This is a genomic window from Brevibacterium sp. CSND-B09 (genome assembly GCF_052906525.1).
The window spans coordinates 1,620,947-1,644,982 of sequence record NZ_JBREGI010000001.1; the positions used below are offsets into that span (position 1 = coordinate 1,620,947).

The following is a 24,036-nucleotide window of genomic DNA, read 5'->3' on the forward strand; positions in this document are numbered from 1 at the left end:
GTTGGCGCGTCTACCCCAACCGTCCGCGGGTCTCGGGGAGGCGCGTGACGAAAATGAGGACGAGGCACACGGCGGCCGCAGCGGCCATGTAATAGCCGGGCGCGGTATTGACGCCGGTGATGTCGACGAGCCACGTGCCCACGAACGGAGCGGTTCCGCCGAGCGCCGCGTAGGAGATGTTGTAGCTGATGGCCGCCGAGGTGAACCGCGTCTTCGTCGAGAATCGCTCACAGAAGAAGGTGTAGCAGCCGCCGCCGTAGCAGCAGAGCGCGAGGACGAAGATCGTCTGCCCGAGGAATGCCAGCCCCATGTGTCCGCTGGTCACAAGCCCGAATGCCGGCACCGAGGTGACCGCGAGCAGGATCGCACCCGCGATGAGCATGGGCCGACGTCCGAATCGATCACCGAGATGGCCGGCGATGGGCAGGAAGATCGTGTAGCTGGCCATCGCGATCGCGTTTGTCAGCAGCGACTGTTCGCGGCTGAGGTCGCCGGTGGTCTGGATGTAGGTGACGAAGTACGCCGAGAGCATGTAGAAGCCGAGCGCGGTGACGCCGAGGACGAAGAAGACCTGGAGCATCCCGACCCAGTTCTCGCGAAAGCTTTCGCGGATCGGGCTGAACTCCTTGGGCCGTTCGGCAGCTGTCTTCTTGAACAGCTCGGATTCGTCGGTCTTCGACCGGATCCACAGCCCGACGGCCGACAACGGCAGCGCCAGGAGGAAAGGAACGCGCCAGCCCCATAAGTCGAATGAGGCATCGCTCATCACCGTCGACAGCAGGAGGATGAGGCCGCCGGCGAACACCGAAGGCAGAGCCGTCGCGGCCAGGGTGATGTTGATCCACAGTCCGCGCTTGGCAATCGGAGCGTGCTCGTAGACGAAGGACGGTCCGCCGACGGATTCGCCGCCGGCAGAGAAGCCCTGGCCGAGTCGGGCGAGGATGAGCAGGATCGGCGCGAACCACCCGATCGTGTCGAAACCGGGGAGGATGCCGATGAGGGCTGTGCAGGCTCCGACGAGGAAGATCGTGATCGTCAGGGTCTGCCGCCTGCCGACCTTGTCGCCGAGAGCTCCGAAGAACAGTCCGCCGAGGGGGCGCATGACGAACGCGACTCCGAAGGTCGCGAAGATGACCAGCAGACCGGTGATCCGGTCGCCGTCGGGGAAGAAGTACTCGGACAGGATCACTGCCGATAGACCGTACAACGTGAAGTCGTAGAACTCGACGAACTGGCCGATGCTGCCGCCGAGGAGCACCTTCCGCTGCATCTTCGTCGACCGACCACGGCCGTCGGCTGTGGGCGTGTGCTCCTGGTCGGTGGTGGGAGTGGACATCAAAGCTCCTTTGCTCTGTCCCATGAAGGGGCTGTCACCCTGATGGGGCGGAAGCATCACCGTCTGCCCGTGTGATGCCTGCCATTTATTGTGATGAGCGAATCGGAATCAGTCCAACAGATACTTTTGAACATTGTCATCAATTGAATCAATGAGAGCAGACGTGGTCGGCGCCCGGACCGTCACTGCTTCACCGCAGCACCCAGAACCTCTTTGCTGACTTCGCAGAATGCCTTCCCGCGTCGGCTCAAGCGCACGCCGCTGGGCCAGATCACGGCGAGGTCGATGCTCGGGAAGTCGTCGAGCAGGGGAACATCCACGGTCTGCAGCCCGATATAGGTACCCGATGACACGCTTTGGCTCAGCAGCGAATACCCGTGTCCCATCGCCACGAACGACCGCAGCGTCTCGTAGCCGGAGAACGAATGCCTCGTCTTCGGCACAACCCCTGCGATGCGGAACAGTTCGTCGTAGTACTGCCTGGAGAAGGGCAGATCGAGCTGAATGTAGTCTTCGTCGGCGAGTTCACTCAGGCGCACCGGTTTCGGCTGCCCACCCCCGGCAAGGCGATGATTGCGGGACACCAGAACGTGAGGCTCGACGACGTCGAGGAGGAACGTGCCGAATCGGCCCGTCGGACCGAGCATGTACGTCAGTGCCAGATCACAATCGCCTGCCGTGACGGCCCTCTGCAGCTCTTCCAGGTCGGCCTCGAGGTACGTCACCTGCACTTTTGGATAGCGCTTCGCGAACTCGTCGTGGATCAGCGGCAGTCGGGTCGGCGCGATCGGCGAGAACACGCCGACGGTCAGGCTTCCGCTCAGAGACCGGGACAGCCCTTGCGCAGTTTCTCCGAGCGCATCGGAAGCCTCGAGGAAGCTGGTCACTTCGGCCAGGAATCGCTTACCTGCCGGAGAGAGCACGACCGATCGGTTCTTCTGCCTGATGAAAAGGTCGAGGCCGATGGTCCGCTCGAGCTGGGCCATCGCCGTCGAGATCGCCGACTGAGTGACGTTGAGCTGCTTCGCCGCCTCGGTCATGTTCTCCCGCCTGGCGACCTCCTGGAAGTAGCGCAGCTGCACCAGGGTGAAATCAAGGGCCATAGCTCCCCATCATCCCACCGACAATGGCGATGCGTGCAGATCCAACCTCGCCGAGGCGGCTCTATCCGAGCACTACCGGTCAACCCTTCCCAGGCGGCCAGGCTCCAACCCTTCCCGGACGCCAAGCATCGCACAGATCACCCACCTCTACCGGGTAGGACCCCGTTCCGAGAATCCTCCCGACACTTCAATCGTCGCCGATCCCGAGTCAGTGCCGACGAGTAAAGTGCCCTCAAACTGACTCACATCCCAATAACCAACTCAAAAGCGACATTTACATTTAGTATGCCATTTCCAGTCGAATTTTTTTCGAAGATTCTATTGTCTTCTATTCTCTGGCTGCCTACAATTGAGCTAAGAGACCTTCAATGACGAACGGAACTCAACAGCGATGACCTTCACCCCCGACCGCAAGCGACGCAAGTCAGGAAAGCGCGACCGCCGCGCTGCCACTGACTCGCGCGGTGGGGCGAGCAGAAGACCGCCAACGAACACCACACCGGCAGATCTCGCGGGCGCCACATCTCAGAATGCCCACGCACCCGAGGACACCGCGCAAGCACAACCCGAAGAAACATCGGGCCCCGCAACACTGGCCGAACAGCTCAAGGCGGCCGGGCTCGACCTCAGCGGCCACCACTTCGCCGAGGTATTCGAAGCCCTTGACCCAGTTTCGACCGACGATGACGCAGCGATTGACAATGCGCCGATCGCCGACGACGAACAAATGGGCGAAGACACGTCGGCTGTCGATGCCGGACAACCGAACACAGCTGGCACGGCTGTCGGTTGCGAACAGTCGAGCGAAGGCGTCGAATCAGCGACATCCATTGAGAACGAGCCGAACGGCCCGACAGACACGATCGCAGGTCCAGACCCGACCGCACTGTTTGTGGCAAACGAGCAGGCCCGCTCAACCACGCAGCCCACATCCGCGGGCCCCGCCAGCTCGGCCACTACGAAGGACCCTGACGCCGCTCAGCCCGAGGCTGGAACTGATTCTCAACGACCAACCTCGATGCACCCGATCCTCACCGACGCGGCGTGGAACGACCTTGCCGCGAGCGCTCCCGAAATCACCGACTCGATCGCCTCCCTGACCGAACTGGTCGGAGGTCTTCGCGCTTTCGACCGGCCGATGGGGCCGAACGAGGCCCTGCAGGTCATCGATGGAGCAGAGGCTCTGCGTCGACTCAGTGAATCTCTGTCCACCCTGGCACTGGCCGCCTACGAACGTGTCGGCACGCCTAAGGACAGTGGCGCCAAGTCGACCAAGGCGCTCATCCAGGAACGCCTCAACCTCTCGGGGCGAGAAGCTAACCGCCGGGCAAGGCTCGCAGAGAATCTCGGCGGACGAGTTGCGCTCGACGGCCAATCGCTTGAGCCCGAACACCCGCTCGTCGCCGAGCAGCTCCACCTCGGCACCCTGCACGCGGAGCACCTCACTGTCATCGAAGACTGCCTCAAGGCACTGCCCGCGTGGGTGGATCACGAGACGAAGTCCCGTGTGGAGACCGACCTCGTGAAGTACGCGAAATCGGTGACTGTGAGCGAGCTCCGCGACATCTTCCGTCGGATGCTCGCTCTCATCGACCCCGACGGCACCGAGCCGCTCGACCCCAGCGATCGTTCCGCCTACTTCATCACTGCCCGGCCCAAGCGCAATGGAGACTGGAGGCTGGAAGGCGTCCTCGACCCCGTGGCGGGATCCGAACTGCACGGACTGCTGACCTCCAGGATTCAATCCGCGAAAGACACCACATCGACCACCGCAGAACCCACCGGTGACAACCCGTCGAACACTGCAGAATCGGGCGACGACACCACATCGAACAACGTCCGCCCCACCGACACTGAAGCGGCCCGCCCCGCGGCCGACGACGCTCCCGCGCTCTTCCCGAACGTCGGACTCGGTCAGGCTGCCGGCGAAGAGAAGTTCGAACCCATCGACGCAGTGCTCACCGGCGATCGTTATGACGCTCCCCCATGGGCTGTCTTAGACGCCGCCAACGATTCCAGTGCCGACAGTGAAGCTGCCGGTGACGCCGGTGCGGATACGGCCGATTCCGCTGCCGACCGCCCCGTTCATGCCGGTCAAGGGGTCCGCGCCGATGGTTCGGCCGTCGATCTCATGAGCGAGCAGCCCAGTGCGAAGGCCTGGATCTACGAACGTTTCGCCACTCTCATTTCGCGCATCAGCATGAAAGAAGCCGCCAAAGGTTCGCCCTACGCCCTGGTCGTCACAGCCAAAGCGTCCGACATTGCCAACGGCATCGGCGAAGCCACCACAGGCTCCGGCGACCGCTTCCCGATGGGCGACGTCGCTCGACGCGGCCTCGATGGCACCGTTTTCTTCCACCTGATGGACGAAAAGGCTCGCACTGTGGAAATCTGCACGGAACAGCGCTTCGCCAACAAGAAGCAGACCGCAATCGTCACCGCCAGGGATCGCGGATGCGTGTTCCCCGGCTGCGACGCACCAGCGGGGTGGTGCGACGTGAACCATGTTGTGCCGCACGCCCTGGGCGGCAAGACAGACATCAACAACATGTGCCTGCTTTGCTCCTTCCACCACCACCTCATGGACCGCTCCGACTGGGAAGTCTTCATGCTCGGCGACGGACGGCCGGCATGGCGACCGCCCGAAAGCATCGACCCCGCCCGCACTCCCATCCTCCACTCACGATTCGTCACCGACGACATCATCAACGGCCTCTTCGGCACGTAGCTGCGCATGGCCATTCAATGGCACCGCTGTGCCTCCATTCTGATGTGAGCGCGAAAGGCCTTGTCGCGGCTGCCTTCACCCCACAGGACTCGGGTTTACGCGCTAGTCGGAGCGCAGGCGGCACAGCAATCGGCCCGAAAACGGTCCTCGCCGGTCAGAGAGCAGACGCTGCATAAGAGATTCTCAGACGGGTGCAAATAGACTGGCCTCATGCACCTCGGCCTAGTGACTTCCAGCGCGACCGCGATTCCACACGACATCTCGGCGGCAATCCCCAGCCCGTCCATCTCGAGCTTCCAACTCGGACCGCTGACGATCCATTTCTATGCACTGTGCATCCTCGTGGGCATCATCATCGCCATTGTGCTGACGAACCGCCGCCTGACCAGGCGCGGTGTCGAGGACTGGCAGGTGCTCGACATCGCGACTCTGGCCGTACCGATGGCCATCGTCTTTGCCCGCATCTATCACGTCATCACGCACTACACCGATTACTTCGGTCCCGGCCGCAACCCGTGGAACCCGTTCGAACCCGGCTCGGTATGGGCGATCTGGGAGGGCGGCATCGCGATCTTCGGTTCACTCATCGGCGGCACGCTGGGTGCATGGATCATGTGCCGCCGCCTCGGCCTCAAACTCACCACTCTGCTCGACGCCCTGGCACCGGGCCTCATCCTCGCTCAGGCCTGCGGTCGCTTCGGCAACTGGTTCAACCAGGAGCTCTTCGGCCTGCCCACCACGTTGCCTTGGGGACTCGAGATCGATCCCGGCAATCCGGCAATCCCACTGGGCACTCCCCCCGGCACCCTCTTCCATCCAACGTTCCTCTACGAGGTCATCTGGAACAGCCTCGGCGCTCTCGTCCTGCTCTACCTCGGCCGCAAGGTCTTCTTCCAGTGGGGACGCCTATTCGCTGTCTATCTCATGTGGTACGGCGCCGGTCGCATCGTCTGGGAGTCCATCCGCCTCGATCCGAGCTTCGTCATCCTCGGCCTGCGCACCAACGTGTGGGGCGCGATCGGCGCCGTCGCTCTCGGTGTGGCGATCATGCTCATCCAGTGGAAGCGCCACCCCGAGCCCGAAGAATCACCGTTCATCCCCGGCCGCGAACCCGAAACCGCGAAGGACTGACACCCACCCTCGCCGAGGCGGCTCCCCGGGTCCGTGGATGCGCACCCTTCCGTGGGCGCATTCGCCGTCGGGTCTACGTTCATCAATCAGAGCCCCATTCACCCGGCAGGGTTATGGTCGCCCATCAAACTACTGTCAAGTAACATAGATTGCATGCACTTCTTCCGCATGATCCTGCACCTGCTGAGGTCCCGCCGACGTTCCGCGCGCGACATCTGGGACACCTACTCCCTCCCTATGCGCGTCCACCTGGGTGAGATCGACATATTCATGCATCTCAACAACGGCAAGTACCTCTCCATCATGGACCTGGGACGACTGGACATGATGGTACGCAGCGGAGCATGGCAGGCGATGCGTGAGCGCGGGTGGACCGGCGTCGTCAGCGCCGAGACCATCAGCTTCCGCAAATCACTGAAACTCTGGCAGCGCTACAACCTCGAGACCAAAGTCTGCGGAATCGACGAGCGCACCGTGTTCTTCGAACAGCGCATGGTCGTCGACGGCGAGATCTTCGCCCGAGCCTATGTCGCCACCCGCCTGATCTCCGAGGACCGGCCGCTCACCAGGGACGACCTCATCGAGGCGTTCGGGATGCCGGAGAACGAACCCGAACTGCCCGACTGGATCCACGATTGGCGCCGTGACAACGCGCTGCCGAGCACCCGCCGGCCTGCCTGGAGCAGCTGGACATAACAGAGCTGTCGTCTGGACCGAGCTGTGGTCTCGGCACTGCACCGTGGTCCGCGTTGAGTTGCGGTCGGCACGGCACCGTGGCCCGAACAGAGCCGTGGCTGGGACGGCGCCGCGGTCCGGACAGAGCCGTGGTCGCGACGGCGCCGCAGCCCGGTACCACTGCAAACAACCCCGCCAAACGGACTACCGCCCCGCTTCGATCCACTCCTTGAGGCGGCCGAGCCCGGTCGTGATCGCAATTTCGTCGATTCCCGAATAAGCGAGCCGAATGTACGATCGGTCTTCACCGGGCTGCGGTGACCCGAAGTGCTCGCGAGTGCAGAATGAGACACCCGTGGCGTGCAGCGCCTCGGTGGTGAAGTCCGCCAGAGTCGCGATTCCCTTCGTCTCCATCGCCTCGGTGACATCGGGGAAGACGTAGAACGTCGAGCCCGGCGTCGCCACGGACATGCCGGGAATCTCGTTGATGAGCCGACAGGTGGCATCACGTCTCTTGCGCAGCACCTCCAGCATCTGGCCGACCGGCCCCTGCGGTCCGCGCAACGCAGCGATCCCTGCCCACTGCACGTACTGGTTGGTGCAGGATTCGTCATTGGTGTTCATCAGCGAGATCGCCTCGGCGACCTCCTTGGGTGCCACCGCACAGCCGAGCCGCGAACCTGTCATCGCGTACTTCTTCGAGAACGTGTAGAGGATCACGGTGCGCTCCCGCATTCCCGGCAGCGCGGCGATCGACTGCGACTTCCCCTTGTAGCGCATCTCGAAGTACGCCTCGTCGGAGAGCACCCACAGGTCGAATTCCTGCGCGATCGCGGCGATGGCCTCACGCTCGCCCGGAGTCGACTCTGCGGAGATCGGATTCTGCAGGTCGTTGTAGATGATGGCGGTGGTGTTCTCGTCGATCGATGCCCGCAGGTGGTCGAGGTCGATGGCGAAACCGTCGGAGGTCGGAACATATCGGTAGGGCAGGGCCGTACCGCCGAGATATTCGATCTGGGATTCGTAGATCGGGAAGCCCGGATTCGGGTAGAGCACGCCTTCACCTGGGTTCATCACGGCTTGGAGGAATTTCGTGATCACGGGCTTGCCTCCGGTGGTCACGACCACCTCGGCGGGGTCGATCTTCATACCTCGTCGCGAGCCGATGTCATCGGCGAGCGCCTCCCGCAGCTCGGGGATCCCCGGTCCGGGGCAGTAGCCGGTCCTGCCGTCGCGGATGGCCTGCTCCATTGCGTCGACGATGTGAGGAGCGAGCGGGAAATTGAGATCGCCGAGGTGGAACGGGAAGACCTCGTTGCCCTTCGCCTTCCATTCGGCGGCGGCCTGGGCCACGCGGAAAGCGGTCTCGGTGCCGAGGTTGTCCAAACGGCGAGCAGTCTTCATCGTCGACTCCTTCTTCGGGGCAATACTGAGGTGTCCGTGCTGGGGTGTCCATGCGTGCTGCGCAACGCGGGACGAAACCGTCCCCGGACCACGGTGCGCACCGGTTCACTCACGATAGAGCACCTGACCAGGGATTGTCAGCGGTGTCCGAGTTTCATCCGGCGGCGAGCGCGCTGCGTCCGGCGAGCAGACACCACAGACCGATTCCGAAGAACACCGGGGCGCCGAGGATGCCGCACCAGAAACTCGGCGCCGCGGTCTCGCGCGGCAGGATGAACGCGACCACCGCGACAATGGTCAGCAGCAGCCCCGCCACGTGAAGGACGGGCTGGCCGAAGACGACGGCGAGCGCGAAGAAGTGGATTCCGACGATCGCGAGGATGAGCGGAGCGATGTTCTCAGTCTGGCCGGTGCGGATGAGGAAGAAGCTCGCCACCGCGCCAATGATGACCTCGGCCCAGAACACGATGAGGTAGAGCGTGAATGCGGAGGTCCCGGTGGTGAAGGCGCTGGGTTCCGACCAGTTGCCGATGGCGGTGAGAATGCTCGGCACTGCGAGTGCGAGGCCCGCGACTCCGATCCCCGCGAGCACGAGTCGCCAGACCAGCGCTCTGGGCGGCGCTTCCTGTGCCCAGCCTGACCAGATGAACGCGGCGAGTCCGAAGATCGCGCCGATCATGACGAGGTCGCGCGGGTGGGCCAAGTCGATCATCGTCGATCCCTTTCGTCCGAGCGGGCTGCCTTCGACACTACTCAACGAGGTGGATCCGCGCCCATGACGTTTTCCCGACTCCCTCGGCGTCGTAATCCGTTACCCGCTGCCCCCTGCCCACCCGAGCGTGGAACTCACCCTTCGCCGGGCGCGATGAACAGCTTCCGCAGCGGCGTTCCGTCGATATACCAGCGCGTCTTCATCCCATCAACGAGGCGAACCAGCGATCCCGGCACCAGTTCGATGGAGTCACGGCGGGGTTCGTCGAATTCGATGCGCCCGGTCCCGGAGATGACAAGGAAGACCTCGTCGCCTTCGATATCGCGCATCGCTCCGGCGTTCATCTCCCAGAGCCCGAAATCGGCGCCGCCGATGGTGCCGAGTTCGGCGAATCCCGTCGTCACAGACGCTTCCCCCGCCGAGGCGGTCGCCCCTTCCTGCCCCACCGAGCTGCCCGTGTTGGCGCCCCTCACCGAGGCGACCGACCCATCCTGCCCCACCGACCCAACCGCGTCGGGCCCTCCCGCCGAGGCGGCCGGAATGATCTGCCAGGCCTCGATCGGTTCGTGGCTGAGTGGAAATTCGCGGGTATTGATCGGCTCCATTGCGCTCATGCGAACAGTGTAATCAGTACAGCCACCCAAGAGCCGCCCTGACGAAGAAATCAGTAGGCTGTCGAGATCGTTTCAGCAATCAATACAAATCGGCGCAACTATTTACTTCACCTTGAGCGTGAGATAGAACTGTTTTCGTAGGCGACCGCATGGTCCGCCTCGACTTCAGGAGATGATCCGTGTCCTACTTCAATGGTGAAGCCTCGCACTGGTTGGCGGCCTCCCCCGCCGACGACGTCGACCCCGCACCGCTGCCGCGCGAGAAGCAAGATCTCGTCATCGTCGGCGGCGGACTGACCGGCCTGTGGTCGGCTTATTACGCCCGGCAGGCCCACCCCGATTGGGCGATCACCATCATCGAGGCCCGCCACATCGGCTACGGCGCCTCCGGCCGCAACGGCGGATGGCTATCTACCCTGCTGCCGGGCAATCGCACCAAGTTCGCCGAGGCGGTCGACCGTGCCCGGAAGAACGATCCCTCCGGACCGGTCGGCTCGGCAGGTCTCGACGGCGTGGCCAGCGTCAGCGCCTTTCAGTCCGCACTCTTCGACTCCATCGACGAGGTCCTCGACGTCTGCAAAGCTGAAAGCATCGATGCCCACCAAGTGCGCGGCGGCCATATCGACATCGCTCAAACGGAGGCCGGCCTGTCCCGGCTGCGCGATCTTCAGGCCGGCAATGAGCAGTTCGGATACGGGCCAGAGGATATGCAGTTCCTCGACGCCGAGGCGACTCGCGCCCGCATCAATGTCGACGGGGCGCTCGGCAGTCTCTACTTCCCCGGTACCGCCGCCATCGATCCTGCACTGCTCACCCGGGGACTCGGCCACGTGCTCAGGGAACAGGGCGTAACCATCTGTGAGGCCACCTCGGCGAGGCATATCCGAAAGAATTCGGTCGCCACGGACCGCGGGCCGGTGCGCGCGGACACGATCTTCGTGTGTCTCGAGGGGTATTCGGACACTGTCCGCGGCGACCTGCCGGGCCTGCAGGGACGGCAGGTCATCCCGGTGTTCTCGTCGATGATCGCAACCGAGCCGCTGTCGGACGACGCGTGGGCGTCGATCGGCTGGGAGGGGCGCGAATGCCTCGGCGACACGGCGCACACGTTCATCTATGCCCAGCGCACGGCCGATGGCCGGATCGCGCTCGGCGGCCGTGGGGCGCCCTATGCTTTCCGGTCGGGCCTGCCCGGTGACGGTGAGGTCCCCGCCGAGGTAGTCGACCTCTTGGCCGGGCGCCTGTCCTCGCTCTTCCCGGACCTCGAGTTCGAGGTTGCGCATGCCTGGCGCGGTGCGCTCGGGGTGACCAGAGACTGGTGCGCCGGCATCTTCTTCGACCCGACACAGCGCATCGGAGTGGCCCGCGGCTATGCCGGACACGGGGTGACGGCTACTCATCTGGCGGCGAAGACCCTGCTCGATCGGGCTGCCGGGGCATCGAGTCCGCTTACAGCGCTGCCGTGGAACGACCACTTCTCCGGGCAGTGGGAGCCCGAACCGATTCGGTGGTTGGGCATCCGGTCGATGTACAAGATCTTCGGCCTCGCCGATGCGTGGGAGTCAGCGACCGGGGCGAAGAAGACAAGCCTGCTCGCCCGATTCGGATCCCGCTTGGCCGGGTTGCACGAGTAGGCGGGGCGGAGACTGACAGGCACGAGTAAGACCGCCCAGCTGACGCACTCGTCCCGAACCCGATGCCCAGTCTTACGCTGTGGCCCACCCCTGTCGTCCGGTTCGTGGAAGAGGCAGACTGAGGCCATGACGAGTTCGCACAGCCGCATCTCCCCCATGGCCGCTTCTTACCCGGCGTCGAGCATCCGCAAGATGTTCAACCTCGCCCTCGACTTCCCCGATGCTGTGAAGCTCACCGTCGGCGAACCGGACTTCACCACTCCGGAGCACATCAAGGCCGCCGGCATCCGCGCGATCGAGAACGACAACACCCGCTACGTCGCCAATGCAGGCATCCCCGAACTGCGGCAGGCGATCGCCAGCAAGTACTCGGCTCGGTGGAATCGCAGCATCGCGCCCGAGAACGTCATGGTCTCCTTCGGCGCGATGGAGGCGCTCACCTTCGCCCTCGACGTCACTGTCACCCCAGGGGATGAGGTCATCATCCCCGACCCGAGCTTCCCCAATTACATGGGTCAGGTGCACCGCCTCGGCGGGGTTGCCGTGTCCGTTCCTGTCACCGAGGACAACGATTTCAAGCTCCGCGCCGAGGATGTCCGCGCCGCTATCACGGACAGGACCGCGGCCGTGATCATCAACAGTCCGTCGAACCCTTTGGGCTCGGTCATGGATCGGGCCGACCTCGAGCAGATCGCTGTGCTGGCCGATGAGCATGAGTTCACCGTCATCTCCGATGAGGTCTATGACGAGATGGTCTTCGACGATGCCGTCTTCACCTCCATCGCCGAGGTGAAGCCATCCACCGCCGAGGTGGGGGCTGAGTTCGATCGGTTCCTGGCCATCGGCAGCTTCTCGAAGACCTATGCCATGACCGGCTGGCGGTGCGGTTTCGTCATCGGTTCGCAAGATTTCATCGCGCCGATGGCACTGCTGCAGGAGGGCCTGACCTCGAGTCTGCCCGGATTCGTCCAGGAGGCAGCGGTCGCCGCAATCGAGGGACCGCAGACCGCGGTCGAGGAGATGGTCGCCTCGTATGCCAGGCGGCGTGAGCTCATGGTCGAGCGCATCAACGCCATCGATGGGCTGAGCCTCCTGCGGCCCGCCGCAACCTTCTACGCCTGGGTGAACGTGTCCGAATGGGGTTTGGACTCATGGGAGCTGGCGACCCAGCTGCTTGAGAAGCACAATCTTGCGACGATTCCCGGTTCGGCTTTCGGCCCGGCCGGCGAAGGCTACCTGCGCCTGACCTTCGCGGTCTCGGACGAGACCATCAACACCGCGTGCGACCGGCTGGAGGCGTTCGCCGCTAACCGGTGATGCCGGGGTGTTGGGCCACCGAGCGCTCAAGTTACCGTCGACCGCGCATCGCAAATAGGGCATAGCGTGAGCAGTCAGCAGAAGGATGCGCGGTCGCTGATCCACACCTCACTCCACTGCAGCGAGCGCTGAATTCCAACTTCCGTAGAACTTCCGGACGGCCGCTGCCGAGGGAACCTCCCCCTTATGCTCGACGGCATATTCGGTATAGGCCTTATAGGTCGCGGCGGTCCCACGCGATTCGCAGTCGGCGAGGAATTCGGCAATCGCCTTCGCATAGGCATCCGAGTCGAAGCGCAGCTGCCCCTTGGCTCGGCCGATTTTGTTCGTCGCCAGACCCGCCGCCTTGAGCGCTTCGTTCCAGGACCCGAACCTCTGCACCGCGGTCTGACTGGTCGGCGGCCAGATCGTCGCCCCCTGCGCCGAGGTCGCTCCGAGGCCGTCGAGCACCGACTTGCGCAGCTTGTCGTACCTGCTGGCGGTCAGACTCGGGACCTCCGCCCGGCCACGGACGTACGCAACCGCCGCAGCCACCTCGGCGAGAGTGGACGTCACGGACGTCCCCGAGTTCTCGAGTTGGACGGTCAGTGCGGACTCCACCTCGGCGAGGGTCTCTCGGTCGGTGGGGCTGAGCTTGGCAGGGTCGGCACTCGCGGGGGTCCCCGGCGCGCCGGTGGAATCGAGGCTGCGGGCGGTGATGAACAGCAGCGCACCGAGCACGGCCAGCGACGAGGTGTGGGGTCTCCCGGTATCAGACATCCAGTCCATTGTACGTTTCAGATGGTTCCCTGCTCAGGATCACCGCCACCGTGGAGATCAGCGCCTGGGCTGGGTCAGCTGGATCGTCGGAATCCTGTCGGTTTCATCGCCCGAACATCGAGCATCGTGTTCAGTGCGAAGAACAGACCGCTGATCACGACCGCGGTGATCGCGGCCAACGGAATCGAGCCGGTGATCAGCAGGTAGCCTCCGCCGAGCACGAGTACCGATGCACCAGCCGACACCAGACGCCCGGTCATCTTGCCGCCGATGTCGCTTCCGCTGAGGACGACGTCGATCGTCCGTGAGATGACGAACCAAGCAACGAGGATGCCCAAGGTCGCGAGCAGCGATTCGGGCAGACTCAATCGCATCTGCAGGTGCATCGTCTCGCCCAGCAGGGTCGCGGCGAACGGGACGACCAGGGGCAGTCCCAAAGCGATGAGGATCGGACCAGTGAGGGTGAGGACCAGCCGGTGGCGATACAGCGAGCGCATGATTCGTCCTTTCTTCTTGCGATGTTGAGTCTGAGCCCTGTGAGCCGCGATCCAGCGACTTCAGCCGGCCAACAGGGCAAGCGATCCGGTGGCGATGAGCGTGGTCAGGGTCGTCCAGGCAATGATCGCGATGCCCTGCCACAGCAGGATCCACGAGGTCTTCACACCAGCACTGACGAGGATCGTCGAGGTGATCTGGGTGGGAATCGCCAACGGTCCGAGCAGGCTGGCACCGGGAACACCGAAGCGGGTGAGGAACTTCTTGAACTTGACCCGTCCCTTGGACTCGGGCTTCCCTCCTTCACCGAGGTGGCCCTCCGTCGCCGTGTCACCGGCATTGCCGTCGGCCGCTGAATCCGGGGAGAGAACGTCGGCGGATCCATTCCGCGTGGCACTTGCCTTGGGCACAGCGCCATCAACCGATCCGGAGCCGACACCTGCGCCGACTCCCACGGCCGCGAGCTCACGCTTTTCGCTCTGACGATTCACGACGGCGCGGCGCGCCCGGGCTCCGAGGAGCACGATGACGGTGACGCAGATAAAGTTGCCGATGGCTCCGGCGACTCCGGCGAGCACGGGGTTCATCCCGGCCCACACGCCGATGATCGAGGAGATCTCACCCTCGATGAAGGGGATCGCCCCGGCCGCGGCGATAATGAACGGCTGAAGCAGATCCGGAACCTGAGCGGCGAGACCTTGGAAGAATTCGATGATGGGGTTCATGGTGTCCTCCTGAACGTGATCGGCAGATCCCGGCTCGGATGAACCGGATCTGATGGTTGATACGTTCAGTACAGACTGTGTTCTCAGAACAGGGTCAAGCCCTCATCGTCGAATCCAGCGAATCCTCAGCTATCTTCCCCAGTCACTGTCTTCAGCTCTCTCCCTCAGCTCCCGACCTCACTCCTCTTCCTCCGCCTCAGTCCCCTGCCTCAGCCTTCTTCCTCCGTGGCAACGTGCTTGATGAAAGCAATGAATCGCTCGCGATCATCGTCCGGAATCTCGAGAGTCGGGAAGACGGCGATGAAGGCACGCTGGATGACGTCGATCTGTGCGTCGTTGTACAGCTCACTGATCGAGCCGATGATCGCGGCCTGCCCCATCTTCACGTCCCCGGTCATCCGATCGGTCGGCGCAAGGAGCCAGGGTTTCGCTTCGAGATGCCTCTTCATGCTCGGAGCGATCTGCTCTGCCAAGCGTGCACGGGTGGCGTCGTCGGCATCCTCGGCGAGGTCGTCGACCTCCTGGTCGTATGGTGTGGTCTCGGACATGATGGACCGCATCTCCGCGAGCGCCGATTCCTCGTACAGGGTCGAGTAGATGTTCATCAGGCTGCGATCGGCACTCGACATCCGCGAGGCGACATCGATGAAGCCTGCGGCAGTGTCGATCGGCGCTCCGTGTTCGAGCAGTTGGGACACCTCGGTGCGGGCCTTCTCCAAGGCCGCGATCTGTTCGCCGAGGTCGGACTCGAGCTGCTTGAGGGCGAGCTGCTGCTGTTCGTGATCGTCATCGACCGAACCGATATCGGCCAACGGGATCCCGAGTTCGCGCATCCGCCGGATCTGATGGAGTCGGAGCAGGTGGGAGGCCCCGTACTGTTTGTAGCCGTTGCTCATCCGTGCAGGCTCGGTGAGCAGTCCGAGCTTGTGATAATGCCGAATCGTGTTGACCGTGGTGCCGGTCAGCCGCGCCAATTCGCTCGTGCTCCATCCCACGGTCAGGTCCTTCCGCCGATGCCGTGTGGTCCCGAATCGATGCCGTTCAGTGACGATTCCGGTTGCGGCCAGTCTATGCGGACGGACTGACATGGACGGTCCGATGTACGCGGACTACCGTGAAGCCATGAACGCAGGATTCGATTCGGTCGAGGCTCTCGTCTTCGATATGTTCGGCACCGTCGTCGACTGGCGCAGCAGTGTGTCCGCCGAGGTGGCCGTGCACTTGCGCGACCATGTTCCCGATCTCGTTCCGCTTGAGTTCGCCGATGCCTGGCGGGCCGAATATCAGCCGTCGATGGAGCGTGTGCGCAATGGTGACCGAGAGTTCGTTCGTCTGGATGTGCTCCATCGGGAGAACCTCGAGACCGTGCTCAGAGGTCTCGGCGTCGATCCGGTCTCGATTCCTGCGCCGGTCCTCGACGAGACCAATCGTGCGTGGCACCGGCTCGACCCGTGGCCGGATGCGGTCTCGGGGCTGACCCGATTGAAGGAGCGGTTCATCATCGCTCCACTATCGAATGCGAACGTCCGGTTGGCTCTCGACGTCGCCAAACGTGCCGGTCTTCCCTGGGATGCGATCCTCGGCGCCGAGGTGGCGGGAGCCTATAAGCCCTCCCCGGATGCGTACCTGCGAACCGCCGACATCCTCGGTCTCGAACCGCACAAAGTCGCCATGGTCGCCGCGCACAACAGCGATCTGGCCGCGGCGCAGTCCCTCGGACTCCGCACAGCGTTCGTTCGGCGCCCCACCGAGCATGGACCCGATCAGTCCATCGATCTCGAGCCCACGGGCGACTGGGACGTCATGGCCGAGGATTTCGAGGACCTCGCTGACCAGATCGGCTGACGCATCGTTTCGAACGGGTGCTGGGCCGGCAGTCCCTGCGGAACGCCAAAGTGACTATTTCAGCGGCTTCAGCCCGCACCACTCGGCGATGAAGAGAGCGATGGTCTTCGTGATGTTGCGGACGGACTCGATGTGGACGCGCTCGTCGAAGGCATGGATGTCGAGGGATCGGGGACCATAGGTCAGAGTCGGCATCGATCCATAGTTCGTGTACACCCGGCCGTCGAGGTAGCCCGGCGTGGAGAACGACCGCAGGGGCTGGCCGAACACATCCCGGTGGGCCGAGCCGAGGACGGCCTCGGCTTCTCCGCCTTCGTCGAGTCGATATCCTGCGGCGAAGAAGCCGGTTCGCTCCAGGCGTGGCAGGCGACTGTCCTGACCGCGCCGGGCGATGCTCGCGTGCCGGACGTGCTCCTGGATCTCTTCCCACGCCTGTTCCGGGTCGATCCCCGGATAGATGGCGGCGCGGACGGAGATCTCACACCATGACGGGACGCTGGAGGGCCAGTCTCCACCCGAGATCTCTCCGACGTTGAAGTTGATGGGATGATCGACATCCTCGAAGCCCGGGTACCGGTCCTTCTGGCCATTCCAATCCGCCTCGAGTGCGCGCAGGTCGGCGATCACGTCATTTGTCGCGTCGAAGGCGTTGAAGCCCTTGCTCATCTCCCGGACATGACTCGGTTTCCCCTCGACACGAACGGTGAACCAGATGACTCCGACGTTGGTTCGCACCAGAGCGTTCTCTTCTGGTTCCGGGATGAGCACGGCGTCGCCGGTGTAGCCGCGCAGAAGTGCCGAAAGCGCTCCGTTGCCGGTGCTCTCTTCCTCCACTACGGATTGGAGATGGATCGGGGCTGCAGGAGAGAATCCGGTAGCTGTGATCGCGTCGAAGGCGAAGAGGTTGGCAGCGAGTCCGGCTTTCATGTCCCCGGCGCCACGTCCGTACAGCCAGCCGTCCTCGACTCGAGGCTCGAAGGGCGGAGTAGTCCAATTCTCCAAGGGTCCGGTCGGAACGACATCCACATGACCTTGCAGGATCAGGGATCGGCCTTGCGAGACTGCCGGCCGATAGCTGCCTACGATGTTGAAGTCTTCGTCGTAGGGCACGGTCATCGGTCCGAAGCCCACGTGATCCTCGATGTCCTCTTCGTCGATGCGCCAGCGGTCGGTCTCCAGTCCCCTGTCGGCGAATTCCTGCTCCATGCGGTCCTGGATCGCCGCCTCACTGCCGCGGACAGAAGGACAGCGGATCAGATCACCGGTGAACTCAAGCTGACGATCGAACGCGTTGTCGACGGCGTCGGTGATGGCCTGGGCGACTTCTCGATTCATGCTGTGCTCTTCCCAGTTCTCGTGTTGATGGTTGACGGTCCGAGCCCCGGAGACGCGGATGGCACGTACCTCTGTCGGCTATTCTGCATTCCTCAACGAGTATCCGGAAGAGTGACCGCATTTGCTGTGATTGATTGCGCACCCCCTCCCGTCACTTGGATCGAGCGTATAGCGTGGGCGTCAGGGACGGGTCGACCGACCCGTACTCCAGCCACCATCTGACGAAAGGCGACAAGCATGAATGAGACGAGCATCAGCGCTTCCCGCACGATCGATGCCCCCGTAGAGGACATCTTCCACGTCCTCTCCAATCCAGAGCGTCATGCCGAGATCGACGGCTCGGGAATGGTCCAGTCGGATGACAAGACCGATCGCATCACCGAGGTCGGTCAGAAGTTCTCGATGAATATGCACTGGGACAAGATGGGCGGCGACTACAAGACCGACAACCACGTCATCGGCTATGAGGAGAACAAGCTTCTCGCCTGGAAGACGGCACCAGCCGGTGAGGAGCCACCGGGTTGGGAGTGGGTCTGGGAACTCACGTCCCACGCCCATGACTCGACCGAGGTCTCCGTGACCTATGACTGGAGCGCGGTCACCGACAAGGAGGTGCTGAAGCAGGTCGACTTCCCGGCCGTCAGCGAAGAGGACCTCGAATCGTCCCTCGGCAACCTGGCAGCAGCGGTGTCCGGAGTCTAACGCCGCGCAGCAGCGCGCAGGCGCGGGTTCCTCACGCCTGACAGCACCCTGACGGCCCTGTTCGAACTCAGCGCAGTTCGTTCAGGGCCGTCTCCGCGCGCCGTCGACGGTCTTCGAGCGACATCTCCCACCAATATTCACCGCGTTCGCCGAGGCCGTTCTTCGCGACATCCACCCTCCGTCTCGCCTCCGCGAGATCTTTTCCATCGCCCCGCTTCTTCGCCTGCTTGACGGCGTTCCTCGCGGCGCCGAGGCGGCTCTTGAGTTCCTCGATCACGCTCGGTTCCAGTGCTGGGTCGGTTCGTCGCCACCGGCGTCCTCTGACGATCAGCCAACGCTCGTCATCATTGTCGCTGTTCTCGCTCATGCGACGAATATGCAGAACGGATGGCCGGAGGGATCGGTGAAGACATACAGCGGTTCGTCCTCATCGTCGGTACGATCGACGCGCAGTTCGGCACCCAGGTCTTCGGCACGCTGCAGCTGTCGTTCCAGCATGGTCCGGTTCGGCACCGTGAGGTCGAGGTGCATCTGCATGGGGATGTCCGTTGCCGGCCACGTCGTCGGTTCGAGGCGATCAACCCGCTGAAAAGCGAGCTTCCGGTTCCCACTCGCATCAGTGAGCACCAGCAAGTCGGGGACCTCGGGCTCGGCACTCGTCGCTGAACTGCGATCGTCGGTCGGTTCGTCTCCCGGGCGATAGACGTAGCCGAGCAGCCGTCGATAGAACTCCGCGAGCATCCTCGGTTCGGTCGTATCGATGACGGTGTGGAGCAGCTCAGGAAATCCAGCGTCTTCCGCCTCACCCGTCATCCGAGCTCCAAAGGCGTGAGCACCGCGATTTTCCAGCCGTCTTCGGTACGCACCAGCTGATACATGTTCCGCTCGTCGGGGGCACTTCCCTGATATTTCCAACTGACGTCGGCCCAAATGCTGTGCTCGGTCGATGCCGCCACCGTGACATCAACGTCGACCTCGGTGACGCCCGAGTACTGCCCGACAGCACTCGCGAAGAAGCTCTCCGTCTGCGCCGCCTCGGTGACGAGGATCCGCTGCCCCGGGAACTCGATGAGCGCCGGAACCGCGTAATGATCGGCGATTGCCACGGCATCCCGATCGATGAGCGCACGGGTGTAGTCGTCGAAGAACTGCGTGTGAACCTCTTTGTCCTCATCCATGCCGCATATGCTACTCCGCGCCCCTGACACAACTCCGTCACCCCATGTCACCGTCCAATGAGAAGATGGCATCGTGCCTGAGACCCGACCGTCCGCCGCCACGACCGGTGCCGCCATCCCCGCCGATTGGCGTGATGCCTTCGCTCCTCTCGCCGAGGCGGCTCCGCACCCACACACGCCCGTGGCCCTGGGATTCGAGCTCGTCCAGGTCATCCCCCGCACTTGGTTCGAAGCTCAGTACTCCGTCCTCCTCGACAAGGACGACGTCACCCCGGGCGCGAATCCGAGCCTCGCGATCCGCCCGCTCATGCTCAGCGGGTCCGGCAACTGGGTGAAGAAGTCCCTGACCTGGCGCACCATCGACCGCATGGCCCGGCAGTTCGACATCGACCCGGTCCACCAGGAATGGTTCACCCAACTCGCGGGACTGCGCACCCGCGGGAAGACGGACTTCACGCCCGACGGGGCGCCGTACCACCTCGGCGATTTCCGCACTCCCCTGCTGTGGGATCACTTCACGCAGGGGAAGAAGCTCGGCATCGAATTCGTCGGCATCAATCCGGATATGACTGTCCGCATCGGGCACACCGCCCGCGCCGCCATCGACATCCGCCGCAGCCAGAACCGCCTGCAGGTGCAGACGCGGGCGACCATCGACGAACGCGAATATACTCCCGGGCTGATCAAGCCGATCTGGACACACGGCTTCTTCGGCGTCAACGTCACCAGCGGTTTCACCGTCACCCTCGCCCCCGCGGAGACCCCGACGAAGGAATCCGCGCTGCCCGTGCTCCAATCCCCCGGACCGATTACGATCCCCGAAGCCGAGGCCGAAGAGTTCTTTGAGGAGTACTACCCACAGCTGCGCTCCAGCGCCGAGGTCATCAGCAGCGACGCCACCGTCGCCTTCCCCCAGTACGGTCGCCCCCGCCTTGTCGTCTTCGCCGCTTTCGGCGCCGGCGACAAACTCTCCTTAAGCTGGTACTGGGAATACCAGGGACCCCGCCGCACCTTCCCCGTCATCGATCGATTGAGGCTCAGCGCCGCCTCGGCGAGGGAATATGCGAGGCAACGCGAACTCGACTTCGAAGATGCCGTCGTCACCGAGGTCGACAAACTCCTCGCCGACACCCACGAAACCGGCTCCGCCCTGCCGGGCATCAAGGACGTCGAACTCAACGACGCCGACACCGCGGATTTCGTCGTCAACGTCCTGCCCGGGCTAGAGGAGATCGAGCACGTCAAGGTCATCACGCGCGGGAAGAAGCAGCCATACCGGGAGCTCGGCGGGGAGCCGAACGTGAAGATCACCTCGGTCGAGTCGGAGAAGAACGACTGGTTCGACCTCGGCTTCCAGATCAGCATCGACGGCCGCCCGGTCCCTTTCGTCAAGCTGTACAAGGCGTTGGCCGCCGGGACGAAGAAGATCAAGCTCTCCGACGATTCGTTCCTGTCGCTGAACAAGCCGATCTTCGACAAGCTCAAGGCCCTCCTCGCCGAGGCGGACCTCATCCCCGAATGGGAGCCCGGAGCGCCGAAGATCTCACGGATGCATATGGGTCTGTGGTCGGATTTCGAGGACCTCGCCGACGAGTCCGAACCGGCCGTGATCTGGAGAGACTCGGTGCGCGCACTGGCCGACCTCGAACACCTGCCCGCCACCGAGGTGCCCGACCTGAACGGTGCGAAGCTGCGCCCGTATCAGGTGCAGGGATTCCGGTGGTTGGCACTGTTGTATCGGTGCCGGCTGGGCGGGATCCTCGCCGACGACATGGGCCTAGGCAAGACCCTGCAGACGCTCGCGTTCATCAAGCACGCGAAGTCTGATGCTCCCTTCCTCGTCGTCGCACCGACCTCGGTGGTTCCGAACTGGGTGAAGGAGGCAACCTCCTTCACCCCTGACCTCGATGTTCGAGTCGTGGCCGAGTCGACGCGAGCGCGTGGGATCTCCCTCGCCGAGGTGGCTCGCGGTGCCGATGTCGTCGTCATGTCGTATGCGATGCTCCGGCTGGAGGAGACCCCGATCTCGCGGATGGAGTGGGCGGGGCTCATCCTCGACGAGGCGCAGTTCGTGAAGAACTCCACCGCACAGACCCACCTGGCGGCGAAGGAAGTGCGGGCACCGTTCCGCTTGGCGCTGACGGGCACTCCTCTGGAGAACTCGCTCAAGGACGTGTGGTCGCTGTTTTCGATCACGGCGCCCGGACTGTTCCCGAGTCCTCACCGGTTCGAGGAAGAGTACGTGCGTCCGATCGAGTCGGGTGAGAATCCGGGACGGATGCAGCGTCTGCAGCGGCGGATCCGACCGTTCATGATGCGGCGGACGAAGGATCTCGTGGCCGCAGACCTGCCGGAGAAGCAGGAACAGGTCATCTCGGTCGAGCTCAACGCCGCGCACCGGAGACTCTACGATCGGATTCTGCAGAAGGAGCGGAAGAAGATCCTCGGCTTCATCGACAGCGAATACGACAAGCAGCGGTTCATCGTCTTCCGGTCGCTGACGCTGCTGCGGATGCTCGCTCTCGATCCGTCGATCGTCGATGCCGAACATGCTGAGGTGCCGTCGTCGAAATTGGCCGCGCTCCTGGAACGGCTCGACGATGTCATCGCCGAGGGGCACCGGTCGATCGTGTTCAGCCAGTTCACGTCCTTCCTGGCCAATGTCGCCGCGGAGCTCGACGCTCGCGGGATTCCCTATGTCGTCCTCGACGGGTCGACGCGCAATCGCGGGGCGGTCGTCGATGCGTTTCGGTCGGGTGAGGCGCCGGTGTTCCTCATCAGCCTCAAGGCCGGCGGGTTCGGGCTCAACCTCACCGAGGCGGACTACGTCTTCCTCATGGATCCATGGTGGAATCCCGCCTCGGAGAATCAGGCGATCGACCGGGCTCATCGGATCGGGCAGACGAAGAGCGTCATGGTCTACCGCTACGTCGCCGAGGGCACGATCGAGGAGAAGGTGCTCGCCCTGCAGAAGCGCAAGGCCGAGCTCTTCGACGAGCTCATGTCCGACTCCGGCAACTATGAGGGCCGCGGCCCGGAAGGGCAAGCATTCAGCAAGACCGTCACGGCCGCAGACATCAAGGGGCTGTTCGAGGGGTAAGGTCTCCGGCTAACCTCACAGATCCCACGAGAATATTTACTTTAGAGGCCCTAAAGTAAATGTTTCCTCGGTCTCGCACCTAGGCTATGTAGCCCTTCACCGTTTCTCTGATCGCATCTGCGTGCAGATAGATTTCGTCGAGCCCGTCGATCGGATGCCGAGACTCGTTCTTGTCTGCGTCGAAGATGCCAATGTATTTCTGCTTCTTACCGTTGAAGTGGAGCCGGGCAATCGGCTTCCGATTGTTGTCGTCCAGGAGCACAGCAAAATAGGACTTGGCATCACGCTGTGCAACCCGCTCGGGCTTCACCTCACTGCAGCTGATCGCCTTGACGATCTGATAGCCCTCAAGTTCCTCCAGAGTTGTCTCAAGTTCGGTGTCTCGATCCAGGTCCGATTCGGCTACCTCCGCGCTGGTGACAGCTTCTCCGTTCGATGCTTGCACAGGCATTGCGGCCTCAGAGGCTCCCAACGCAGTCTTCAGTCGATCATTCACCCTTTCATTGAGAAACTGTTTCGCCGCCTTGGACACCAACTGGGTGAACTGCGCCTTGGTGTCTTGAGTGAAACGCCCTTCGTAGACACGGCTGGTGAAGAGACGTACGAATGCCTCATCCGGCTCTTTGAACTGCCCGGCGATCTCTCGCTTGATGGCTCCGACGTACTTCAATTCTTCTGCCGCGCTCACCACCGAGTCGAGGTCGAACACTTCTTTCGTCAACTTCTTGAGCTCCGGAACGATCGTCTCGTCGATCTCATTGAGGTCGAGCACCAGGAAGGGCCTGTCGTCCATCTTGTTCGGCGCATCGAGATCGGTATAGAAGTTATAGACCTCGCCGTTTGTGAGCACAGCAATCCGCGCATTTGTCACGGAGAAGTACCGGAACAGCTGGGAAGCGTGTTCGATCTTCAGCGGCTCCGTCGATTTCTTGCACTCGATGAGGATCTGCACTTCACCATCGCGCATGATGGCGTAGTCGACCTTCTCGTTCTTCTTCACTCCGACATCTGCGGAGAACTCGGGCACTACCTCAAGCGGGTTGAAGATGTCGTAGCCCAGAATCGTTGAGATGAAAGGCATGATGAACGCATTCTTCGTTGCCTCTTCGGTCTGAATCGCCTCTCGCTGGTTTCCAACCTTGGCAGCCAGGGCAGACAGTCGTTCTTCGAACTCCATTGTTCCTCCACAAATGCACTTCAGTGATAGTTTCGCAATTTCAGACTGTAGCCTTTGTGGAATGAA

The 24,036-nt window shown here is 63.1% G+C and carries 22 protein-coding genes; 8 read left to right on the forward strand and 14 right to left on the reverse strand.

The features are described from left to right. Positions 1–10 precede the first annotated feature (10 nt). Together ACU4IU_RS07350 and ACU4IU_RS07355 are read right to left on the reverse strand one after the other, a co-directional pair. Positions 11–1,336 (reverse strand): MFS transporter, encoded by a 1,326-nt coding sequence (locus ACU4IU_RS07350; protein WP_446656314.1) that lies wholly within the window; start codon positions 1,334–1,336, stop codon positions 11–13. A gap of 182 nt (positions 1,337–1,518) precedes the next feature. Then, a complete protein-coding gene (locus ACU4IU_RS07355; RefSeq protein WP_446656315.1) occupies positions 1,519–2,439 on the reverse strand; it encodes a LysR family transcriptional regulator in 921 nt (306 codons plus the stop codon). A 391-nt stretch (positions 2,440–2,830) separates the two neighbouring features. Between ACU4IU_RS07355 and ACU4IU_RS07360 the strand changes: the two genes are divergently transcribed. The 3 genes from ACU4IU_RS07360 (at position 2,831) to ACU4IU_RS07370 (ending at position 6,994) form a co-directional block, all read left to right on the forward strand. Further along, positions 2,831–5,167, forward strand: coding sequence for a DUF222 domain-containing protein (locus ACU4IU_RS07360; protein WP_446656316.1), 2,337 nt, complete (start codon positions 2,831–2,833; stop codon positions 5,165–5,167). 210 nt (positions 5,168–5,377) lie between these two features. Then, the gene (gene lgt / locus ACU4IU_RS07365) at positions 5,378–6,298 is read left to right on the forward strand and encodes a prolipoprotein diacylglyceryl transferase (protein ID WP_172172571.1); all 921 of its coding nucleotides are present in this window, start codon (positions 5,378–5,380) and stop codon (positions 6,296–6,298) included. A gap of 153 nt (positions 6,299–6,451) precedes the next feature. Continuing rightward, entirely contained in the window at positions 6,452–6,994 is a 543-nt protein-coding gene (locus tag ACU4IU_RS07370; protein ID WP_172172573.1) for an acyl-CoA thioesterase, read from the forward strand. Between the two features lie 183 nt (positions 6,995–7,177). Here ACU4IU_RS07370 and ACU4IU_RS07375 read toward each other — a convergent pair whose 3' ends face one another. The 3 genes from ACU4IU_RS07375 to ACU4IU_RS07385 all read right to left on the reverse strand — a co-directional run bounded on the left by ACU4IU_RS07375 (position 7,178) and on the right by ACU4IU_RS07385 (position 9,703). Next, positions 7,178–8,377: a pyridoxal phosphate-dependent aminotransferase gene (locus ACU4IU_RS07375; RefSeq protein ID WP_446656317.1), complete on the reverse strand. Its 1,200-nt coding sequence runs from the start codon at positions 8,375–8,377 to the stop codon at positions 7,178–7,180. Between the two features lie 154 nt (positions 8,378–8,531). After that, positions 8,532–9,089: a hypothetical protein gene (locus ACU4IU_RS07380; protein WP_446656318.1), complete on the reverse strand. Its 558-nt coding sequence runs from the start codon at positions 9,087–9,089 to the stop codon at positions 8,532–8,534. A 134-nt stretch (positions 9,090–9,223) separates the two neighbouring features. Then, on the reverse strand, positions 9,224–9,703 hold the full coding sequence (locus ACU4IU_RS07385) for a cupin domain-containing protein (RefSeq protein WP_446656319.1): 480 nt from the start codon (positions 9,701–9,703) through the stop codon (positions 9,224–9,226). 179 nt (positions 9,704–9,882) lie between these two features. Here ACU4IU_RS07385 and ACU4IU_RS07390 point away from each other — a divergent pair, with 179 nt between their 5' ends. Further along, positions 9,883–11,337: an NAD(P)/FAD-dependent oxidoreductase gene (locus ACU4IU_RS07390; RefSeq protein WP_446656320.1), complete on the forward strand. Its 1,455-nt coding sequence runs from the start codon at positions 9,883–9,885 to the stop codon at positions 11,335–11,337. Between the two features lie 126 nt (positions 11,338–11,463). Continuing rightward, positions 11,464–12,654: a pyridoxal phosphate-dependent aminotransferase gene (locus tag ACU4IU_RS07395; protein ID WP_446656321.1), complete on the forward strand. Its 1,191-nt coding sequence runs from the start codon at positions 11,464–11,466 to the stop codon at positions 12,652–12,654. A 108-nt stretch (positions 12,655–12,762) separates the two neighbouring features. Here the strand turns inward: ACU4IU_RS07395 and ACU4IU_RS07400 are convergent, their stop codons facing one another. From ACU4IU_RS07400 to ACU4IU_RS07415, 4 genes are all read right to left on the reverse strand, one after another. Continuing rightward, a complete protein-coding gene (locus ACU4IU_RS07400; protein ID WP_446656322.1) occupies positions 12,763–13,413 on the reverse strand; it encodes a homing endonuclease associated repeat-containing protein in 651 nt (216 codons plus the stop codon). 74 nt (positions 13,414–13,487) lie between these two features. After that, positions 13,488–13,910, reverse strand: a complete 423-nt coding sequence (locus ACU4IU_RS07405; protein WP_446656323.1) for a hypothetical protein — start codon at positions 13,908–13,910, stop codon at positions 13,488–13,490. 60 nt (positions 13,911–13,970) lie between these two features. Next, complete coding sequence (locus ACU4IU_RS07410) at positions 13,971–14,633, reverse strand: small multidrug efflux protein (RefSeq protein WP_446656324.1); 663 nt, start codon at positions 14,631–14,633, stop codon at positions 13,971–13,973. 209 nt (positions 14,634–14,842) lie between these two features. Further along, entirely contained in the window at positions 14,843–15,628 is a 786-nt protein-coding gene (locus ACU4IU_RS07415) for a helix-turn-helix domain-containing protein (protein ID WP_446656325.1), read from the reverse strand. 127 nt (positions 15,629–15,755) lie between these two features. Between ACU4IU_RS07415 and ACU4IU_RS07420 the strand changes: the two genes are divergently transcribed. Beyond that, the gene (locus tag ACU4IU_RS07420; protein WP_446656326.1) at positions 15,756–16,478 is read left to right on the forward strand and encodes a haloacid dehalogenase type II; all 723 of its coding nucleotides are present in this window, start codon (positions 15,756–15,758) and stop codon (positions 16,476–16,478) included. 54 nt (positions 16,479–16,532) lie between these two features. Here ACU4IU_RS07420 and ACU4IU_RS07425 read toward each other — a convergent pair whose 3' ends face one another. Continuing rightward, positions 16,533–17,813: an ArgE/DapE family deacylase gene (locus ACU4IU_RS07425; RefSeq protein WP_446656327.1), complete on the reverse strand. Its 1,281-nt coding sequence runs from the start codon at positions 17,811–17,813 to the stop codon at positions 16,533–16,535. A 237-nt stretch (positions 17,814–18,050) separates the two neighbouring features. Here ACU4IU_RS07425 and ACU4IU_RS07430 point away from each other — a divergent pair, with 237 nt between their 5' ends. Beyond that, entirely contained in the window at positions 18,051–18,515 is a 465-nt protein-coding gene (locus tag ACU4IU_RS07430) for an SRPBCC family protein (RefSeq protein ID WP_446656328.1), read from the forward strand. Positions 18,516–18,582: 67 nt separating this feature from the next. On the opposite strand, the gene ACU4IU_RS07435 is transcribed toward ACU4IU_RS07430, so the two are convergent. The 3 genes from ACU4IU_RS07435 to ACU4IU_RS07445 are packed head-to-tail and all read right to left on the reverse strand — an operon-like array spanning position 18,583 to position 19,693. After that, positions 18,583–18,882 (reverse strand): biopolymer transporter Tol, encoded by a 300-nt coding sequence (locus ACU4IU_RS07435; protein ID WP_446656329.1) that lies wholly within the window; start codon positions 18,880–18,882, stop codon positions 18,583–18,585. Then, a complete protein-coding gene (locus ACU4IU_RS07440) occupies positions 18,879–19,328 on the reverse strand; it encodes a VOC family protein (protein WP_446656330.1) in 450 nt (149 codons plus the stop codon). Before ACU4IU_RS07440 ends, ACU4IU_RS07435 begins: the two co-directional genes overlap by 4 nt. After that, positions 19,325–19,693 carry a hypothetical protein gene (locus tag ACU4IU_RS07445; RefSeq protein WP_446656331.1) on the reverse strand — a complete coding sequence of 123 codons (369 nt, stop codon included), beginning with the start codon at positions 19,691–19,693 and terminating at the stop codon, positions 19,325–19,327. The genes ACU4IU_RS07440 and ACU4IU_RS07445 overlap by 4 nt, the downstream gene beginning before the upstream one ends. A 73-nt stretch (positions 19,694–19,766) precedes the next feature. Between ACU4IU_RS07445 and ACU4IU_RS07450 the strand changes: the two genes are divergently transcribed. Next, positions 19,767–22,793 (forward strand): DEAD/DEAH box helicase, encoded by a 3,027-nt coding sequence (locus ACU4IU_RS07450; RefSeq protein ID WP_446656332.1) that lies wholly within the window; start codon positions 19,767–19,769, stop codon positions 22,791–22,793. A gap of 79 nt (positions 22,794–22,872) precedes the next feature. On the opposite strand, the gene ACU4IU_RS07455 is transcribed toward ACU4IU_RS07450, so the two are convergent. Continuing rightward, positions 22,873–23,970 (reverse strand): type I restriction endonuclease, encoded by a 1,098-nt coding sequence (locus ACU4IU_RS07455; RefSeq protein ID WP_446656333.1) that lies wholly within the window; start codon positions 23,968–23,970, stop codon positions 22,873–22,875. Positions 23,971–24,036: the final 66 nt, after the last annotated feature.